This window comes from Alicyclobacillus tolerans (assembly GCF_900142255.1).
Classification (GTDB): Bacteria; Bacillota; Bacilli; order Alicyclobacillales; family Alicyclobacillaceae; genus Alicyclobacillus_I; species Alicyclobacillus_I tolerans.
The window spans coordinates 1-17,664 of record NZ_FRAF01000019.1; the positions used below are offsets into that span (position 1 = coordinate 1).

Annotated in this window: 15 protein-coding genes and 1 pseudogene; 8 read left to right on the top strand and 8 right to left on the bottom strand. The window is 39.5% G+C overall.

Translation table 11 applies throughout. From position 1 onward, the window contains the following. The 3 genes from BUA75_RS10805 to BUA75_RS10815 all read right to left on the bottom strand — a co-directional run. Positions 1 to 273, bottom strand: a 273-nt coding sequence (locus BUA75_RS10805) for a transposase (RefSeq protein WP_072873942.1), incomplete at its 3' end; no start/stop codon positions are given. 466 nt (positions 274 to 739) lie between these two features. After that, positions 740 to 2,164, bottom strand: a complete 1,425-nt coding sequence (araA, locus tag BUA75_RS10810; RefSeq protein ID WP_072874626.1) for an L-arabinose isomerase — start codon at positions 2,162 to 2,164, stop codon at positions 740 to 742. A 26-nt stretch (positions 2,165 to 2,190) separates the two neighbouring features. Further along, a complete protein-coding gene (locus BUA75_RS10815) occupies positions 2,191 to 2,895 on the bottom strand; it encodes an L-ribulose-5-phosphate 4-epimerase (RefSeq protein WP_072874627.1) in 705 nt (234 codons plus the stop codon). 485 nt (positions 2,896 to 3,380) lie between these two features. Between BUA75_RS10815 and BUA75_RS10820 the strand changes: the two genes are divergently transcribed. The 4 genes and pseudogenes from BUA75_RS10820 to BUA75_RS10835 all read left to right on the top strand — a co-directional run bounded on the left by BUA75_RS10820 (position 3,381) and on the right by BUA75_RS10835 (position 9,435). Further along, positions 3,381 to 4,781 (top strand): sugar porter family MFS transporter, encoded by a 1,401-nt coding sequence (locus BUA75_RS10820; protein WP_072874628.1) that lies wholly within the window; start codon positions 3,381 to 3,383, stop codon positions 4,779 to 4,781. Positions 4,782 to 4,787: 6 nt separating this feature from the next. Next, positions 4,788 to 6,386: a xylulokinase gene (locus BUA75_RS10825; RefSeq protein WP_072874629.1), complete on the top strand. Its 1,599-nt coding sequence runs from the start codon at positions 4,788 to 4,790 to the stop codon at positions 6,384 to 6,386. Between the two features lie 215 nt (positions 6,387 to 6,601). Next, on the top strand, positions 6,602 to 7,696 hold the full coding sequence (locus BUA75_RS10830; RefSeq protein ID WP_072874630.1) for a GntR family transcriptional regulator: 1,095 nt from the start codon (positions 6,602 to 6,604) through the stop codon (positions 7,694 to 7,696). A 438-nt stretch (positions 7,697 to 8,134) separates the two neighbouring features. Continuing rightward, a pseudogene (locus tag BUA75_RS10835) lies at positions 8,135 to 9,435 on the top strand (ISNCY family transposase). A 162-nt stretch (positions 9,436 to 9,597) separates the two neighbouring features. On the opposite strand, the gene BUA75_RS10840 reads toward BUA75_RS10835, so the two are convergent. The 5 genes from BUA75_RS10840 to BUA75_RS10865 form a co-directional block, all read right to left on the bottom strand. Beyond that, positions 9,598 to 10,008 (bottom strand): type II toxin-antitoxin system RelE family toxin, encoded by a 411-nt coding sequence (locus BUA75_RS10840; RefSeq protein WP_072874631.1) that lies wholly within the window; start codon positions 10,006 to 10,008, stop codon positions 9,598 to 9,600. Further along, entirely contained in the window at positions 10,001 to 10,312 is a 312-nt protein-coding gene (locus BUA75_RS10845) for a type II toxin-antitoxin system Phd/YefM family antitoxin (RefSeq protein ID WP_207549749.1), read from the bottom strand. Before BUA75_RS10845 ends, BUA75_RS10840 begins: the two co-directional genes overlap by 8 nt. A gap of 1,308 nt (positions 10,313 to 11,620) precedes the next feature. Continuing rightward, entirely contained in the window at positions 11,621 to 11,962 is a 342-nt protein-coding gene (locus tag BUA75_RS10855; protein ID WP_341350433.1) for a type II toxin-antitoxin system PemK/MazF family toxin, read from the bottom strand. Then, the gene (locus BUA75_RS10860) at positions 11,959 to 12,216 is read right to left on the bottom strand and encodes an AbrB/MazE/SpoVT family DNA-binding domain-containing protein (protein ID WP_072874634.1); all 258 of its coding nucleotides are present in this window, start codon (positions 12,214 to 12,216) and stop codon (positions 11,959 to 11,961) included. Before BUA75_RS10860 ends, BUA75_RS10855 begins: the two co-directional genes overlap by 4 nt. Before the next feature lie 334 nt (positions 12,217 to 12,550). Then, a complete protein-coding gene (locus BUA75_RS10865) occupies positions 12,551 to 13,429 on the bottom strand; it encodes a DUF2726 domain-containing protein (protein WP_072874635.1) in 879 nt (292 codons plus the stop codon). A gap of 931 nt (positions 13,430 to 14,360) precedes the next feature. Between BUA75_RS10865 and BUA75_RS10870 the strand changes: the two genes are divergently transcribed. From BUA75_RS10870 to BUA75_RS15660, 4 genes are all read left to right on the top strand, one after another. Then, positions 14,361 to 15,134, top strand: coding sequence for a ParA family protein (locus tag BUA75_RS10870; RefSeq protein WP_083574294.1), 774 nt, complete (start codon positions 14,361 to 14,363; stop codon positions 15,132 to 15,134). Next, the gene (locus BUA75_RS10875) at positions 15,121 to 15,636 is read left to right on the top strand and encodes a hypothetical protein (RefSeq protein ID WP_072874637.1); all 516 of its coding nucleotides are present in this window, start codon (positions 15,121 to 15,123) and stop codon (positions 15,634 to 15,636) included. Before BUA75_RS10870 ends, BUA75_RS10875 begins: the two co-directional genes overlap by 14 nt. 346 nt (positions 15,637 to 15,982) lie before the next feature. After that, the gene (locus tag BUA75_RS10880; RefSeq protein WP_072874638.1) at positions 15,983 to 16,798 is read left to right on the top strand and encodes a helix-turn-helix domain-containing protein; all 816 of its coding nucleotides are present in this window, start codon (positions 15,983 to 15,985) and stop codon (positions 16,796 to 16,798) included. A 195-nt stretch (positions 16,799 to 16,993) separates the two neighbouring features. Continuing rightward, positions 16,994 to 17,230, top strand: coding sequence for a hypothetical protein (locus tag BUA75_RS15660; RefSeq protein WP_129583612.1), 237 nt, complete (start codon positions 16,994 to 16,996; stop codon positions 17,228 to 17,230). Positions 17,231 to 17,664: the final 434 nt, after the last annotated feature.

Genomic DNA, 17,664 nt, shown 5'->3' on the forward strand with positions numbered 1-17,664 from the left:
AATCTCCAGATCCTTGTCACCCAAGATCCTCTTGAGCTTGTCGTTCTCCGTCTCAAGCTCCTTGAACTCCGACGAGGAAGGGATGTAGCTGGCAACCTTCTTTGCCTCAGGGGCTGCGGACTGCCAATCCTGATGCTTGGATTTAGACATCCAGTTATAAACCACTTTTGGGACAATACCGTGGCGGCGCGCTACCTGGGCGGCATTTCCCACCTCACGCACCTCTTTAAGAATCTGTTCTTTAAATTCCAACGTATATCGTTTCCGTTGCATCAATAAATCCCCCCCACTGATAATTCAAGCTTAGTGGACAAGGGATGAAGACTCAAATCCAATTTCGGGGCTTAAGAGTGTAGCGTTGTCCAGGTTGATGTTCCTTTTCGTGGATTTGGACAGTGCTACCTGTCCTCCATGATAAGGAACTTTTTATTTGTTGAGGTGAATAAAACCCAAAATCATATGAACCTTATGAAAACATTAATGCAACGCTCGTGATAATAACCTATAAATCTCGGTTTGAAAACCTGTTGTTAAAAAAATATGGTAGTTAAGGCAGAAGCGCTCCACTTTAGAAGTAGGCTTCTGCCTTAATTACGTTGAATAACTAGAGGTCTGTAAAAGCATCATATAAGTAAAACTATCCTATGAATAGTGTCTCATAAGAACCACACTTATTTAATTTTTTAGATGTTTACAACCTGAAATATATAATATTTTTCTCACGTATCTGTAATTTATATTATTTTATGGAGACCAGATCAGCTTCTATCATTTTTGCAAAGTCCTCTATCTGTTCCGCAGTTACAGCAAAAGAGAAAACCGTATGATGGCCTCCTCCATTTTCAATCCACTTACGTACGCCTTCGTAAAAACCTGCTTTTGGAGTCCAAATTTGACGCGCTACAGGAAGTTTTGGTGCTGGTTCTGTAGGCTTTTTTCCTTCTACCTCATACATTATCAGTTTAAAGTGGTCTCCGAAGTCGGAAATGGTTACATTAATTGCATTTCCGTCTGAGCCATCAAAAACAAGTCGTGCTGGAGCTTCACGACTACCGATTCCCAAAGGATGGACTTCGACTCTGATTTTAGTGCTTGCCAAAGTTGGGTCAACTTCAAGCATATGTGCTCCTAAAATCTTCTCATGGCCCGTTACTAAGTGGTACGTATAATCCTCCATAAACCCTGTCTTTTTATTATGAGCCATGATTTTAAGCAAACGAACTAGAGCTGCAGTTTTCCAGTCTCCTTCTCCCGCGAATCCATATCCTTCTGCATTCAACCTTTGAACCGCCATGCCAGGAAGTTGCTTCATGCCCCACAGGTCTTCGAAATTCGTAGTAAATGCTGTATAGCCACCTTTTTGTAAGAATTTACGCAAAGCAATTTCTATTCTAATCTGTTCTTTAACCTGTTCTTCGAAATATTCAGGATCGTTATCTCCCATGATGAATTCATAATCATTTTTACACATTGCAAAAGTTGCTTCGATTTCTTGAAGTGTAACTTCTTTCATTTCAGCAACAAGATCACCAATGCCGTAGTAATCAACCGTCCAGCCAAACTGAATTTGTGCTTCAATTTTATCTCCTTCTGTCACAGCAACATTTCGCATGTTATCTCCAAACCTTGCTACTTTTATGTTAAAGCTTTCATTGTAAGCGACAGCTACATCCATCCATTTTGCGATTTGTATTTTAACGTTCTTATCCTTCCAGTGACCAACAACAACTTTATTGTTTTTCTTTAATCTAGCATTGATATAACCGTATTCCCGATCGCCGTGAGCACTTTGATGTAAATTCATATAGTCCATATCAATGGTTTGCCAAGGAATATGATCAAGAAATTGTGTAGCCAAATGAAGAAGCGGTTTTTGTAATAATTTAGTGCCTTTGATCCAATTTTTAGCTGGAGAAAATGTGTGCATCCAAGTTATTACTCCCGCGACATTGTCATTGTAGTTAACCTCTTTCATTACTTGGTAAATACTATCCGCGGTTGTAGCAACTAATTTAAAAATAATTGGATAAGGTAAATTTCCGGTTTTATTTAACTCATCAATGATTTTTGCTGTATTTTCTTTTACGGCTTCCAGAACCTCTTTTCCGTATAAGTGCTGACTGCCGACAATAAACCAGAACTCATAATTTCTTGTCTTTAACAACTTGATTTACCTCCTAACAACAAATTTTATTTATCAATTTTTTGTCCATAATATGCATCTCTTCCATGCTTTCTTAGATAATGCTTATCTAGAAGATGCTGATCCATATCGATTTGATGAGGATTTAGCTGTAGCGTATGATAGGCCATTTTTGCTACTTCCTCTAAAACAACTGCGTTGTGTACGGCTTCAAATGCAGACTTGCCCCATGTAAAAGGACCATGATCATTAACAAGAACAGCTGGCACTTGATAAGGATCAATTTGACGTTTCAGGAATGTTTCAACAATGACATATCCAGTTTGTTTTTCATATTCCGTAACTATCTCGGTTTTTTCCATTGCTCGTGATACTGGAATAGGACCGTAAAATGTATCAGCATGTGTTGTTCCTGCTGCTGGAATGTCAATACCTGCTTGTGCAAAAGTTACAGCCCAAGAAGAATGTGTATGAACAATCCCTTTAATCTTTGTAAACTCTTTATATAGAACACAATGAGTAGGCGTATCACTTGACGGTTTTAAATCACCTTCCACAATATTTCCATCAAGATCGACAACTACCATTTTGTCAGGGGTAAGTTGGTTATATTCAACACCGCTAGGTTTAATTACCAAAAGATTTCTTTCACGATCAATTCCACTTACGTTTCCCCATGTAAAAGTAACCAGGTTATATCGGGGGAGCAGTAAGTTAGCTTCATAGACTTCTTTTTTTAACTTTTCCAACATCACCCGACCTCTCCTTTTCTATTAATTTTGAAGTTTACAAATAATTGAAATGAAAACTTTTGCAACCAATAAACCGTTTACAGAATGTAATGCTATATATATTGTCCGGATAAGTCAAATGTAAATTTATTTATGCGGATAAATTATAAATTTAGATATTCAAAAAGAAGCCAATAAGTAATTTATTTAAGGCTAAATCACTCGCTTATTTCAAATCCACAACGTTTTAACACACTTAATGCCATTTGAGATAATGGAATTTCTGCTTGATTAATGCTTATTCTTAGTTATGTCAATATTGTGTCAATTTTTTTTTTGAATCATTATTATTATCCGTATTATTTTTCGTATATTGATTTATCAGTATAACCGTGTTAGCCTTCGTTTTGAAAACGCTTTTACTCACTTGATGTAAACGTAAACAAAACAAGTTGAAAAAAGCGTGTCTTATTTAAAATTACTGTTCAATTCAAGGAGGGATTTGTATGGATGGAGGAAAGAAAGTATCTAGTGGATTTATTTATTTCTTCGGGGCTTTTGGAGGCATTCTTTTTGGTTATGATATCGGTGTTATGACAGGAGCCTTGCCTTTTCTTGAAAACGTTTGGCATCTACAAAATAGCGCCAGTACAATTGGGTGGATTACTTCTGCAGTGATGTTCGGAGCGATTTTTGGAGGAGCTTTGGCTGGTCAACTTTCCGACCGTTTAGGTAGACGCAAAACAATTTTAATATCTGCATTAATTTTTGTTGTTGGCTCTATTCTATCAGGTATAGCTCCTCATAATGGGCAGTACTATTTGATTGCTGTACGAATTTTATTAGGATTAGCTGTTGGTGCCGCTTCTGCACTCGTACCCGCCTATATGTCCGAGATGGCGCCTGCACGTTTACGCGGCCGTTTGTCAGGCATAAATCAAACAATGATTGTCTCTGGCATGCTCCTTTCGTATATTGTTGATTTCCTATTGAAAGGTTTACCTGAGACATTGGCTTGGCGATTAATGCTGAGTCTAGCAGCTGTACCAGCTTTAATTTTATTTGTTGGTGTATTACGTTTGCCTGAATCACCACGTTTTTTGGCGAAAAATAATAAACTTAGTGAGGCTCGCCAAATATTGGGTTATATCCGCTCTAATCAAGAAGAAATAGATTCTGAGATTCTACAGATAAAAGATACCTTACAACTAGAAGCAAATGAGAATCGACGCGTGTCATTACGTGCGATGTTTGGCGGCAAATATCGATATTTATTGATTGCTGGTGTAGGCGTAGCAGCATTTCAACAATTCCAAGGGGCTAACGCAATTTTCTACTATATTCCTTTGATTGTCCAAAAAGCAACGGGGCATGCCGCAAGTTCAGCATTAATGTGGCCCATTATTCAAGGTGTTATTCTCGTTGTTGGTTCTCTAGTGTTTCTTATGATTGCTGATAAATTTAACCGTCGTACCCTATTAACCGTAGGTGGATCCATTATGGCATTGTCCTTTATTTTACCGGCGGTTTTAAACTTGTTAATTCCTCATGCAAACCCAATGATGATCGTTGTATTCTTAAGTATCTATGTAGCGTTATATTCTTTTACGTGGGCTCCTCTAACCTGGGTAATCGTTGGTGAAATTTTCCCATTAGCAATTCGAGGCCGTGCATCAGGATTAGCTTCTTCTTTTAATTGGATTGGCTCCTTTTTAGTTGGCCTACTATTTCCAATCATGACCGCCTCTATGCCGCAAGAAGCTGTCTTTGCAATCTTTGGCATAGTTTGTTTGCTTGGGGTGACCTTTATTAGATTGTATGTGCCTGAAACTCGAGGCCATACATTAGAAGAAATCGAAAAAGTTGGAGGAAAAAAGGCAACACTGGTCTATGAAGTTGGGAGGTAAGATGAATTGAACTTAGTTGAAACTTCTAAGGCCATTCAACAAGGAAATGTTTCACTAGGAATCGAGCTAGGTTCAACCCGTATTAAAGCAGTTTTGATATCTAATAATTTTAATATTATTGCTTCTGGTAGTTATGTTTGGGAGAATCAATTTAAAAATGGAATCTGGACGTATTCTTTAAAAGATGTTTGGACTGGAATTCAAAGAAGTTATGCTCAAATTGCTGCAGATGTTCAAGGCAAGTACCATATTCCTTTAACTAAAATTAGTGCAATCGGTGTAAGCGCTATGATGCATGGATATTTAGCTTTTTCAGAGAATGGGACCTTGTTAACCCCATTTAGGACTTGGCGTAACAATATCACGGAATCAGCAGCCGAAGAATTGACACAGTTATTTCAATTCAACATTCCGCAACGATGGAGTATTGCACATCTCTATCAAGCCATTTTAAATAATGAACCTCATGTCAATGAGATTCGTTATATTACCACTCTCGCTGGTTATGTTCATTGGAAATTAACTGGAGAGAAGGTTTTAGGAATTGGAGATGCTTCTGGAGTTTTTCCTATAGATAACAATACTGGAACGTATTCTGCACTCTTTATGGATAAATTTAGCAAAATGGAGAATGTACTACGCTACCAGTGGTATATAGGAGATATTTTGCCCAAAGTCCTCAAAGCCGGAAGCCCTGCAGGAACATTGACTCAAGAAGGCGCTCAATTACTGGATGTCAGTGGTCATCTTCAGGGAGGTAGTTTAATGGCACCTCCTGAAGGTGATGCTGGTACAGGTATGGTCAGCACTAATAGTGTTCGTAAACGAACTGGTAATATTTCAGTAGGAACCTCTGCTTTTTCTATGATTGTACTTGATAAACCTTTAGAGAAGGTTTATAGAGATATTGATATTGTTGCTACGCCAAGTGGTACTCCTGTTGCCATGGTTCATATCAATAACTGTTCCTCTGACATTGATGCATGGGCAAACATATTTAAAGAATTCGCTGAGCGTCTGGGTGTAGATTTAAGAGTGGATCGTCTATATGAAACGTTATTCTTGGCAGCTACAAAAGCTGACTCTGATGCGGGGGGTTTGATCAATTACAGTTATTTATCGGGTGAAAACATTACGAAAATGCCTGCCGGCCGTCCACTTTTTGTTCGAAGTCCCAATAGTTCATTTACTTTAGCAAATTTTATTCAAGCTCATTTGTACGCTGCTTTTGCGCCTCTTAAAATAGGAATGGATATTTTGAAAACTGAAGAACAAATCAATGTTGATGTTTTTGTTGCACAAGGAGGATTGCTAAAAACGCATGGCATTGGCCAACAAGTTTTATCTAATGTATTGAATATACCTGTGACAGTTATGAGTACGGCAGGCGAAGGTGGAGCATGGGGTATGGCCGTATTGGCTGTCTACTGCAAATACGGAAATGAACAAATAAGTCTTGAAGACTTCTTAGATCAAGAGGTTTTTACACATCCTTACAGTATCACTTTGAATCCAGAGGCTAATGGCGTTGCGGGATATGAGGAATTTATCAAAAAGTATCAAGCTGGTTTACCTATAGAATCCATGGCAATTCAGTGCGTTTAATCAAGTTTCTGAATGGACTTTGCCCCTATAAGAGTTTGGTATATAGTATACAGAGCCTCAATTCGTTGAGGCTCTAAGTGTAAAATTTTCTAATTTAGATAAACTATTCTTTAAAAAAGTCCATTTTCAAACTAGAGTTGTATAGATATTTTATGGTAAATAATACCGTATAAAAACTTTTAAGTACCAATAATTTTTTTGAAGGAAAATACCTAATGAAAAAATACGAATTTGTTAAACAGGATATTAGCGAGAAAATTTTATCTGAGGTATATAAAGTTAATGAGAAGTTACCGACAGAATCGGAACTTATGGAGATTTATCAAGTAAGTCGATTTACTATTCGGCATGCTATTGGTGAATTAGAGAAAGAGAATTATGTTTATCGTATTCAAGGAGGAGGAATGTTCGTCAATGATTGGAAAAACAAGAAAAGATCGGGCGTTAGTAATAAAACAATTGGATTAATTACTACCCATATCGCAGACTATATTTTTCCGAATATTATATCAGGTATAGATAACTACATTTCTAATGACGGGTATTCTGTTCTTATCACTAGTACGCAAAATAATCCGGATAAAGAACGGAAGAGCTTAACTAATTTATTAACAAATGAATTGTCTGGATTAATCATTGAACCTACAAGAAGTGCCTTAAATAATATCAATAAACATATCTATGAAAATATTAAATCATTGGGTATCCCTATGCTTTCCATTAATGCTGTCTATGACGATTTAGATATCCCATATTTAATTATGGATGATATGAAGATTGGAGAAATAGCGACCAATTATTTAATCTCCCTAGGACATAAACAAATTGTAGGTATATTTAAAGTTGATGACAAGCAAGGAATTCATCGAATGAATGGTTTTGTGAAAGCATATCAAAAGCATCCTGATATTTCTAATCTAAGCGAAATTATGATGTACCAGACTGAGGAAAACAAAATCAATTTGTTTAAGAAGCTCTACACTATTTTAACGAGACCCAAGTTTGTACCGACAGCGATTGTTTGTTACAACGACCAGTTAGCGATTCAAATCATCAACTTTGTAAAAGAAATTGGTTTTAGAGTTCCTGAAGATCTTTCCATCATGGGGGTAGATGATTATCAATTTTCACAGTTTATTAGCCCAGCATTAACAACTATACGCCATCCTCAAGAAAGAATGGGGCTCGATGCAGGTAAAATGATTATAAATATGATTAATAAACAACCAGTAACATCAAAAATTTATGAACCAGAAATTATAAAAAGAGACTCAGTAAGAATGGTTAATGATATCAATGAAAATAACTGATTTGAATATAATTGATAGTAAAAAAAATTTGTCGATTATTGCTAATCTCTTAGCCTGTATATAAATAATTGCGATATCTTTTTGGATGCAACTATAGTCATGTATGTATCTGAGAAATAAGATTTCAGCGGTCATAGAACTTCACTATTAATAAAACATTTTTGTCTTACACTCATATCAGCTGATGTATTTTTAACTCAAACTGTGGTTTGCATTCATTTCAGTGAACTAAGTTTAAAATAAATCAACTAAAACTTTGCCTTAATTAGTGGCCCCTGAAAAAGTCGTCGTTTGCGGCAATAAAAAAGGAATCTCAAGATCTGGTGGTGAAGTGGTTGTTGTCGAGACAAACACACGCCAACCGGGGTGTTTTGCGAATTCCTTTGCCTGAGAGTTTCGTCATTACACCCCGGGATTCCTGTTAAGGAGTGCTGGAAAATGCTACGGACTGACCAAAATCAGACGACACTTTGGGATACCATCTTGCCGGAATCGCTGCTCAAATTGCCGGCAGAACTGGAATATATCGATGAAATCCTGAATGACGAGCGGTTTATGGCTTCGTTCCTGGAGAAATTCAACTCTTCCATAGGTTGTCCGACGGTCCTGGTACAAACCTATTTGCGCCTCATGTACCTGAAGTTCCGTTACCAGCTAGGGTACGAATCTCTCGTTCAAGAAGTCAGCGACAGTATCGCATGGCGGCGTTTCTGCCATATCGCAATCGACGGAAAAGTGCCGGATGCCAGTACGCTCATCAAGGCCAGGAAGCGGTATGGTGAGAATATCATTGAGCAAGTGAATGAACTGTTAGTGAAGAAGCTTGATGAGCAGAAAATCATCCGTCATCGCAAATTGCGTACGGATACCACGGTGGTCGAATCGGACATCCATCCCCCAACGGTGCAACGCTTCTTCAGGATGGCGTTCGTGCCATCACCGGGACAGTCAACCGCATTCGTAAACTGGCATCGCACGCCACAGAGGGTTTCGTTGATCAGACGGATGCGGTAAAGAAAAAGATTCTAGCGTTTGCAAAGGTACTGCGCCGCCGGATGAGCCAATCCTGGGATGAGATCAACCAGATGACTCAAGAGGTTGTGGATATCACACAGAGTGTGTTGCAGCAGGCTGAGTCGGTGCTTAAGAAGTTGCAGCAGACAAAGAAGCCGTTGGTAGAGGCACAAAAGGAAAAGCTGCAATCCCTTGTAAACAAGACAAAACAGTTGATCGACCAAGCGAAGCAAGTCATCGATGGAAATCGAATGATTCCGGACCGTCTCATCAGCATTCATGACCCAGAAACTCGGCCGATCAAAAAAGGAAAACTCACCAAGAAAGTTGAGTTCGGGTACAAAGTTCGCATCGATGAGACAGAAAGTGGATTTGTGACCGGGTACGCCGTCTATACAGGCAACCCATCCGATGACGACCTGCTTATTCCGGCTGTACAGCATCATCAAGAGGTATTCGGTTCAGTGCCTCATGCGGTGGCCACGGATCGGGGGTTCAGCAGTCGCAACAATGAGCAGATGATGAGAGAAGAACTGGGCATTCATCGCGTGAGCACACCATTCCGAGGCAAAAAGAGCAAGTGAAGGTCGGAGTTCGAAAAGGAGCCTTGGTTCATAAACCTACAGAGATTCCGAGTTGGTGGCGAAGCCAAAATCGGGCTGCTGAAGCAAAAGTACGGACTGGGCCGATCCCGATTCCGAGGCCACTCGGGCACATCGACGTAGGTTGGATACGGCATCCTGGCCCACAATCTAAGGAGAGCGGCCCAAGTAACCCAGTAATTGGGGATTGAATGTGCGAAAAAGAACAGTCATCCCACAAAAAGTTCTATTTCAGCTACCCCGCAGGGTAGAGGTAAGCTCAAACGACGACTTTTTCAGGGGCCACTAATTAGGACGCTTGTCCCCACGCCGCCGAAGTTCCCACCGTTTTGAATGAGATAAATGTTTCTTGAGATCAGGTCTGACCTTGAATCGTCGTAGGCGTTTATCGGCCAAATTAAAAACAACTTCATCCGCACGTTTTTCGATAGAAAGCACATAAACAATTGGGAGAACATTGACCTTCTCGTTTGTCACTCGAAAGACGATTCGAATACCGGCGTCACGTAACTTGATTTCTTTACAACCATGTAGCTTAGTAGACTGTTTATTGACGAGGATTTTCCCAACCTCATCAGCTCGAGCTTCGAGTTCCTCAAGAGCTTTATCCACGATCTCAGCAACAGAATTGTCCAGTTTCATATATTCTTTGTACGCATCTTCATCAAACCTTACATCGAAACGTGGCTTATTCATCGCTTCTTCCGGTGCGTCTTACCTTACGCCAAGAAACTGCGGTTTCTGGATGATTTTCCAAGCGTTCGATACGAGCCTCCAGGAGCCTTGCCTCTTCCTTTTCCTCCAGTTCTTGCAACCGTTGATACATACGTTCAAACTGACTATATCCCATGACAACCGTATCAACGACTCCGTTGTCTGTGATATATTGCGGACTGCTCTGTGCTTTCTTCCTTATTTTACCGAATCTTTTGGAGGCGATTGAAGACGGAATGAGTTGATCCGTCGTAAATGTCGGTTTATCCACGGTTTTGACCTCCACCTTTACTCTACCTCCCATATAGTATTCCACTCAAACAAAATTATACACTACATTTTACGTAATATGTTTCGTACAATTTCAAGCACATCCCGACGACACGTCATTCCATAACTTCCTTCACACATTCTGATCCTTCATTCCTCACATCCCCAACCTGCTTACTCACCTGATACCAGTGCATAACATCATCTGGATATGCATTTAAGATTGTCAGCAACTCATCAATATCTGTAACTCTACGGTCGAGCCAAAAAAATTCATCTTGGCTATCCCTTTGTTTGACTTTATCTAATAGGGGACAGTCAAAGTTTCGTCAACGAGAAAGAAAATTATAGAAATTATTAAATTAGAATAGTTGATAAATGATGTAGACCAGATAGGTTAAGTAATACGCTTATACGTTTATCTTTTAATCGGAGGAGTGCGACTCGTGGGGTCAGAAAGAGTTGTCCACGCAATTGTAACAATGCATACATTCACTTTTACAACACGGACCGACCACACTCCGCACTAGGTTATCGCTCGCCTTTGGAATTCAGAAATTGGCAAATGAAACGGAACGCAGCGTGAGACGGTTTTTATCTGAATTGCATTTCTCTCTTAAAAGCCTTCCCATCTGTCTTGACAAAATCGGGTTCACTACGTGATTGCTCCCATCCACCATGCGGACGTCAACCGGATTGTTCAACTCAACGTGAAAAATATCATTGCCTACCGTGACGACAGGTTCGAACTATTATGAGATGTGGAGCAACGGACCAATCGAAACAAGATTCAAGGATCAGGGTCGTTCTTGAAGAAACATGTGCAATGAATCGACCTCGGTTCAAGTGCAGGGCGGATTGATACGAGAAAGGATGGTGAACGATGGTTGATCGTCTGTATAATGATGTGGGCACGGGAAATTCCGCAACGCAGCATCTGACGAGTGAGGAGTTCCGAAATAGAACTGCTGGTGTTTTTTGTATGAGATTGGATTCCGACGAAAATATTCCGCTCCCTGTCTTGGTTCGTTGAGGGTGCTGTGATCGAAGCGGTGATGCCGAAAGGCGTTAAGCATGGCAAGTTTTGTGACGTTGTGCAAGTATCATTCCAAATGATGCAGTACAGGCTCTGGGAGAGAGTAAAATGATCTGTGTAAACTCCCCAAGCCCCAGAGTGGGAGCTTACAAGGGGAGTGAAGCGACATGGAGCTTTTGTCCAAGGAGCAAATCCGTCAACTCATTCGAGACGGCAAGTTGTCGAGAAAATCTCAACAGCCTGAGGGCCACGGATTATCCGTGGCCCTTGACGTATTCAAGGATTCAATCAGAAAATGAGCGGCTTGATTCGCTCAACAATTTCCTCAAAAAATTCATCGTGCGATTCAGCTATAGAACAAACAAACTGAACCTTTCTAGCTCGCCAATCTACGTTTTTTAAATGGTCTGCTAGAACCACACCCGTAATGGGTACACCATCAGGGAGCGGGACTTCGAACGGAAATCCCTTGTCTTGATTTGTGATTGGACACGCTAACATTAATCCAAATGTCTCATTATATGCCTTTGGCGAGATAACCACAGCGGGTCGCCATCCAGCCTGTTCGTGTCCAGCTTGGGGGTTAAAATCAAGTCTTACAAGGTCTCCACGTTCTGGTACATAACTCACCAAACTTCATCTCCTACTGGTTTACCCCAATCCGTCTCACCATGAAGTTTCTCCGGTTGTCGTGGCATCTTTGCGAGCAGTTCTTCAAGAGTATACTTCTTAGATCGATTAAGGCGCCGAATAATGATTTCCTGCTCGTCTTCGCGATATATAACCTCAACAAGGGTTCCGTCATGGATATTTGCACTGTCGGCAAAAGCATTGGGAACACGTACGCCTAAACTGTTCCCCCATTTTCTCGCCTTTGTTTGCACTCTCTATCCAGTCCCTTCCACTCTCGTACTGAAATTTTTGCGCATTGCAATTGTTCGCGCGTATTATACCTTCACCATTTTTTGCACTTAGTTTTACGACTAGTGCCACTCATACTCTTCATCTGCCCTTTATTTACGCGTGTGTGTTATTGTGCGCCATTCTTAAACATTCAATTATTGGACCGTGCGCAAAACCCAAAGCGGAACCTTTGTATAAACAAGTATATACATTTTGTTTTATTTTATGCAACCACTATTTCAATTGTGAAAGAAACACAAATCATACCTCTTAAAGCCTTAAGGGACCCATTCCATAAAAATTCAATTGTACCTACTAACTTTTTGTTTTAGGACGACTGCTAATGGCTAAACTTGAAAGTACGTATTTTTTTGCTTCCATATCACTAATGGCTTGGTCTATAGCTTCAGGTGACACTGCACTGACTTCGTTATCCAACGTCTGAACCAGTTTGTTATACAGTTGAATCAACGCAATGTCTTCCACTACGTCTACCATTGAAATAGGGAAGTTTTGACCCTTGATGTTTGCCGTTGTGAGAACCGCCCTATTTTCGTCAATTAACACCCATGCAAGGGAGTGATATTCGTTATTTGACTTGTCATTCCAAACTATGGTTGACGGTGACATATCCACAATAACGTTTTGTTCATGTAGTTTGGCAATCCTTCCTAAAGCATCCCTAGAAAGCCATAAAGGAAAATCCTTATTATACCCCGGAATGTGGTTAAAACTCGTTGGCATAAATGGTTCATCATAAGGTATTTGACCGTTTTCTTGTGCTTCGCTGAACCATTGCAAAGCAAACCAAGTTTCAATACACCAGCTTAACAAGTTCATTTGTCGGTAATAATCGTTTAAATATTCTGTGTTGATTCTTAACAGTGGCATGTCAAACCGTTCACACAACGCATCTTTCTTCTTATCACGTTCAATCTGTTTTGGGGATTGGACATGTTGTACCCCGTCAAACTCAACAGCAGAAAGCGGATACCCTTCACGATTCGTAACAATCACGTCAAAGTGTGAAGCCAAGGCAAACTTAAACAACTCATCGGAAATACCACTGTTTTCAATCGGCAGAATATCTGCAAGCCTTACTTTCGGATAGGCAACTGCACCGTTCCGTTCACAAATTTCCTGTGTTTGTTTGTATGTGATAGCTTCTGACAAGTTCATGATTTTCTTTAACATAGTGAAGCAAACCCCTTTATGTTTGTAATATTATACCCGAATGCTTTCTACCTGCCTTCTTGCATATTCTTCATGGTGTGGTATCTGTCCCTGCCCACTGACTTGAAAAATTAAACAATAGCGAGAAACGAAAACGGGTCAATCCAGAAGGACTAACCCTAATATTGGAACGAACCAGCTTTCCCTTACAACACATGCAACTTGATGTGAATGTCTCCGAATCGCCCATTTTTGCTTAGTTCGATACGACTCACTGCTTGCTTCAACTCTAGTGCTATCAACAGCAACCAATTGGTATAACTACGACTATCACCCATCGATAGTCTGTTAGGTCAACCCTGCTGCATGTAGTGTTTTGGTTTTATCACAAACGAAGAATTGGACAGGGAGGCCGCAACATACAACAAAGCTGTCAGTAGCGCACAGGTTATTTGCGCGAACGGCATTTTTGTTTCAACGGCCATCCATATCGCAAGGAACCTATTCACTTCACAAATTGGACACGGAGGATCGAGCGTCAAACTCTTACTACGAATATGACGGGAATAACCATCCCTCCTCGGTCCAGACATACGTAATGTCCGACATCCAAACCTGATTGGGACGCTGTGCTTGAAACGTCTAATTTAATACGTTCTCGTGCACTGATTGTGCTTCGAGTTCGTCGTCGCCTTTTATTTGCGCACTGTACAGATCCTGATTCTGTTATCCTGCATCATTTTGACAACGATTTTTTGACCGATTGCTTTACTTAGATACAGTAATTTCCTGAATCAATAATATCAGAGTTTAACCCACACTTATGACACACTTATTTAGTACACTTTTTTAGTGATAGTACACTGTTTATATAAAAATAATACTCACACTATTAAAACAAACCTGTATAATGTTCTTATATTATAATCCAATTGAATACGGAGGTGTTTTTGTGGGTAAAATTATCAGCATCGGACTCCAAAAAGGAGGTGTAGGCAAAAGCACAACAACAGGGATTACTTCATTCTTATTGGCTCAACAAGGATTTCATGTACTAGGAGTAGATTTCGACAGCCAGGGCAATTTAACACAATTTCTTACAAGGCGAAGTCCTTACGATTTTGTACATAAAACTATACTAGAAGCCTGTAAAGATGGAGATCCTAGGCCATACATATATCAAATATCCGACAATCTCCATCTACTTCCTGCCGAGGACTTTTTATCACAATTTGATAAGTGGATTTATACAGAGGTTCCGGTAAATCAACAAATGACGGTTCTTCTACGAACTCTAAATATAATTCGAGACCAATATGATTTCATATTTGTCGATTTACCTCCCAATCTTGGCGGGCTAACTTTAAACGGAGTATGCGCAAGCGATTATTGTGTAGTGGTTATGCAGTCAGAACCATTTGCTTATGACGCCCTAGACAGATATATGGAATTAGTAGAAGCAGCTCAACAAAAGGTAAACCCTCGATTACGTATTGCAGGAATACTAACTTCCCTACTAGACGCAAGAACAACTATTGGAAATTATATTATGGAAAGGGTTAAAGAAGAGTATGAAGATTTCGTATTCAATACTGTAATTCGACGCAAATCCAGAATTATCGAATTTAGTATTGAAGGTATACAAACAAAAAGTCGTGCTGATCGTGAAGCGTTGGCTATGTATGAGGAATTTGTAAAGGAGCTGTTAAATCGTGTCGCCGACTGATAAGAAAAAAAGATTTGAAAGCTTAATACCCTCCAGAACAGAAACACCATCGCACAAAAAAGAAGTTTTAAATGGACTAATGGGATTAGAAATTGCAAAAGATCAAACTGTTTCGGTACACAGTGCAAGTACACCAAAATACAACACCGAAATAGACAAAGGTATAGATATATCTAATATTAATACAGAGGACTCAAATATATTAACTAATCCAAAAACAACTACTGTTAATGTTTATGAAAGTACATTAACAAACACTAAAGATGTGGACATAGATAAAGATGATAAAAACTTTAATATTGCAAGCGTTATCAAACAATATGAGCAAGAAAAAAAAGCAAAAAAAAGTTATGACGAATTATACGCTAAGCACACATTTGTCATTAGAAAAGATCTGATTTCACGACTCGAAAAAATATCTAAACGTTACTCAAGAGGATTTAAAACTAAGTTTATCAATGAGTTGTTGGAAGCGGGTTTAAATCAACTCGAAGAAAAATGACCATTTCCCATTTCTAAAGCAAGTGATTCCTACTCTTACACGTTGGCATTCCTCTTCGATAAACAAAAAAAATTAAGTTGTCGAATGTTGTAATGTACGTTATCAATTTTTTGTGGTAGATTAAGAGACAAGAAAATAGTGGACGGAAAAAGAAAGAAACCCCGTTAAAGGTTTGGCCGCCTACGGAGTTTCTTGTCCCAGCTGTTAAATTGTATGTGCTTATTATATCAAATTATAGGGCATATGCAATGCTTTCTCTAAATTTACAAACTGAGAGAAACTGGGACGCTTTCTATATTTTTAGGCTAGAAAGCGTTTTTTTCGTCCTCCTAAAGGAGGAACACAAATGGCCGAACAAGATCGCGTTAGAAAAGGCTGGACTAGTAACTTTTTTCAAACGCCCAATGGAATTTATGAAATGCCGATCAGCGCATGCGCAAAAGCTGTTTATATATTTCTCTGTAGATGCGCTGATAGAGAGGGTCAAAGTTTTCCAAGCTATAAAACAATTGGAGAAGCCATTGGGTGGGGTAGAACAAAGGTTGCTGAAGCGCTTAAAGAACTTGAAACTAGTGGCCTACTTATACGTCAAGAACAATACAAAGAAAATGGAGCTAGAGATTCCAACTTATACACCATCATTCATCCAGATGATGTTGCCATACTAGGAGATAATCAACCCCGTCCGTCAGACGGACTGCCCCCATCCGTCTCACGAACTACCCCCGTTCACCAGGCGAACCCCCCCCATCCGCAGGATGAACGGGCCCCGTCCGTCAAGCGAACACAAACAATACACAATAAACAAAACTCATTAAACAAAACATATAGAACAACACACACTATATGGAATAACGAAATTGCGGCTACCTCAACTTCTGAAACAATAAATTATGACGAACAAATAAATGTGTGTAAAGAATTACAAAATATATTGCAAGAAAAGGGAATAAATGCTCAATTAAAAACGATTAAAGCGTGGCTACAAATCGCAAATTCAGATGATGTACTATATGCTGCTGATCTTGCAACTCAAGATAGTATAAGAAATCCAGCAGGATTTATCGGTTCCTTACTTAGAAATGGGATAATTAAAGTAAACAAAAAAGAAAAAAGAGATCCTAGGTATGAAGCTTTTTACAAACTAATGGAAGGAAATTAAATTTAGTATTTCAAAAATAAATTCTAAGGATTGAGAAGTATGAGTGGGAAGATCACGATATCGGATATCGTAAGAAGTTTTTGTAATTATCCACATAGTTATTCAATCAAAAAACCTGGTGAACGTCATAAGGTCGTTATGCACTCCCTAGGTTTTGAAACTAAAGGTTCCCCAAACGCTCCAAAGGGTCTGCCATTGCCTTCCCAAACAGTCAAATGGACAGTCCTTGTCAACCATAAACAATGGGAGCAAATGGCTAAAGAGTATCAAGAAGCGCGGATCAAACTGAAGGGTAGTCGAGTTGTCGTTCAAGGGGAGTTGTTACTCGAACCTCATTTTATGGTTGAGAAAGGGTCAATCGGTGTCGTTGCCTACAAAATCGAGTGTGTGGATGCCAAGAAAGCTATTGAAGAAAAATCAAGGACTCTATAATGTTGGCACTTTTTTGGCACTATTATTTTCAATCTATGTGTTAGTATGGATATAAAGAGAATATTTGTTCGACAAAATTCGGGCAGATATTCACATTTTAGCACGAATCTGATAGACTCAGGTTAGCTATCCTCTGCCATGATCTAGCAGAGGACAACCAAAAAAGCTATCAGCCTCTGAAGGCTGATAAGCTCCACCTGAGTGTGATGAATAGGTTCCAACACTAACCTATTATCACCGATCAAGGAGTGCCCGACTCCAAGATCACCATCAGATTCGATGTAAGGTATACGAAAACCTTTTACATACTGATGATGATTTTGAAAAGTTGACGGCTCCTTGGTTTCAAGACACCCAGGTAGCCGTTTTTTTGCTATATTCGTTATTTCTAAATCCAAAAAGGAGTGAGCACATATGCCTCGATCAAAAAGTCC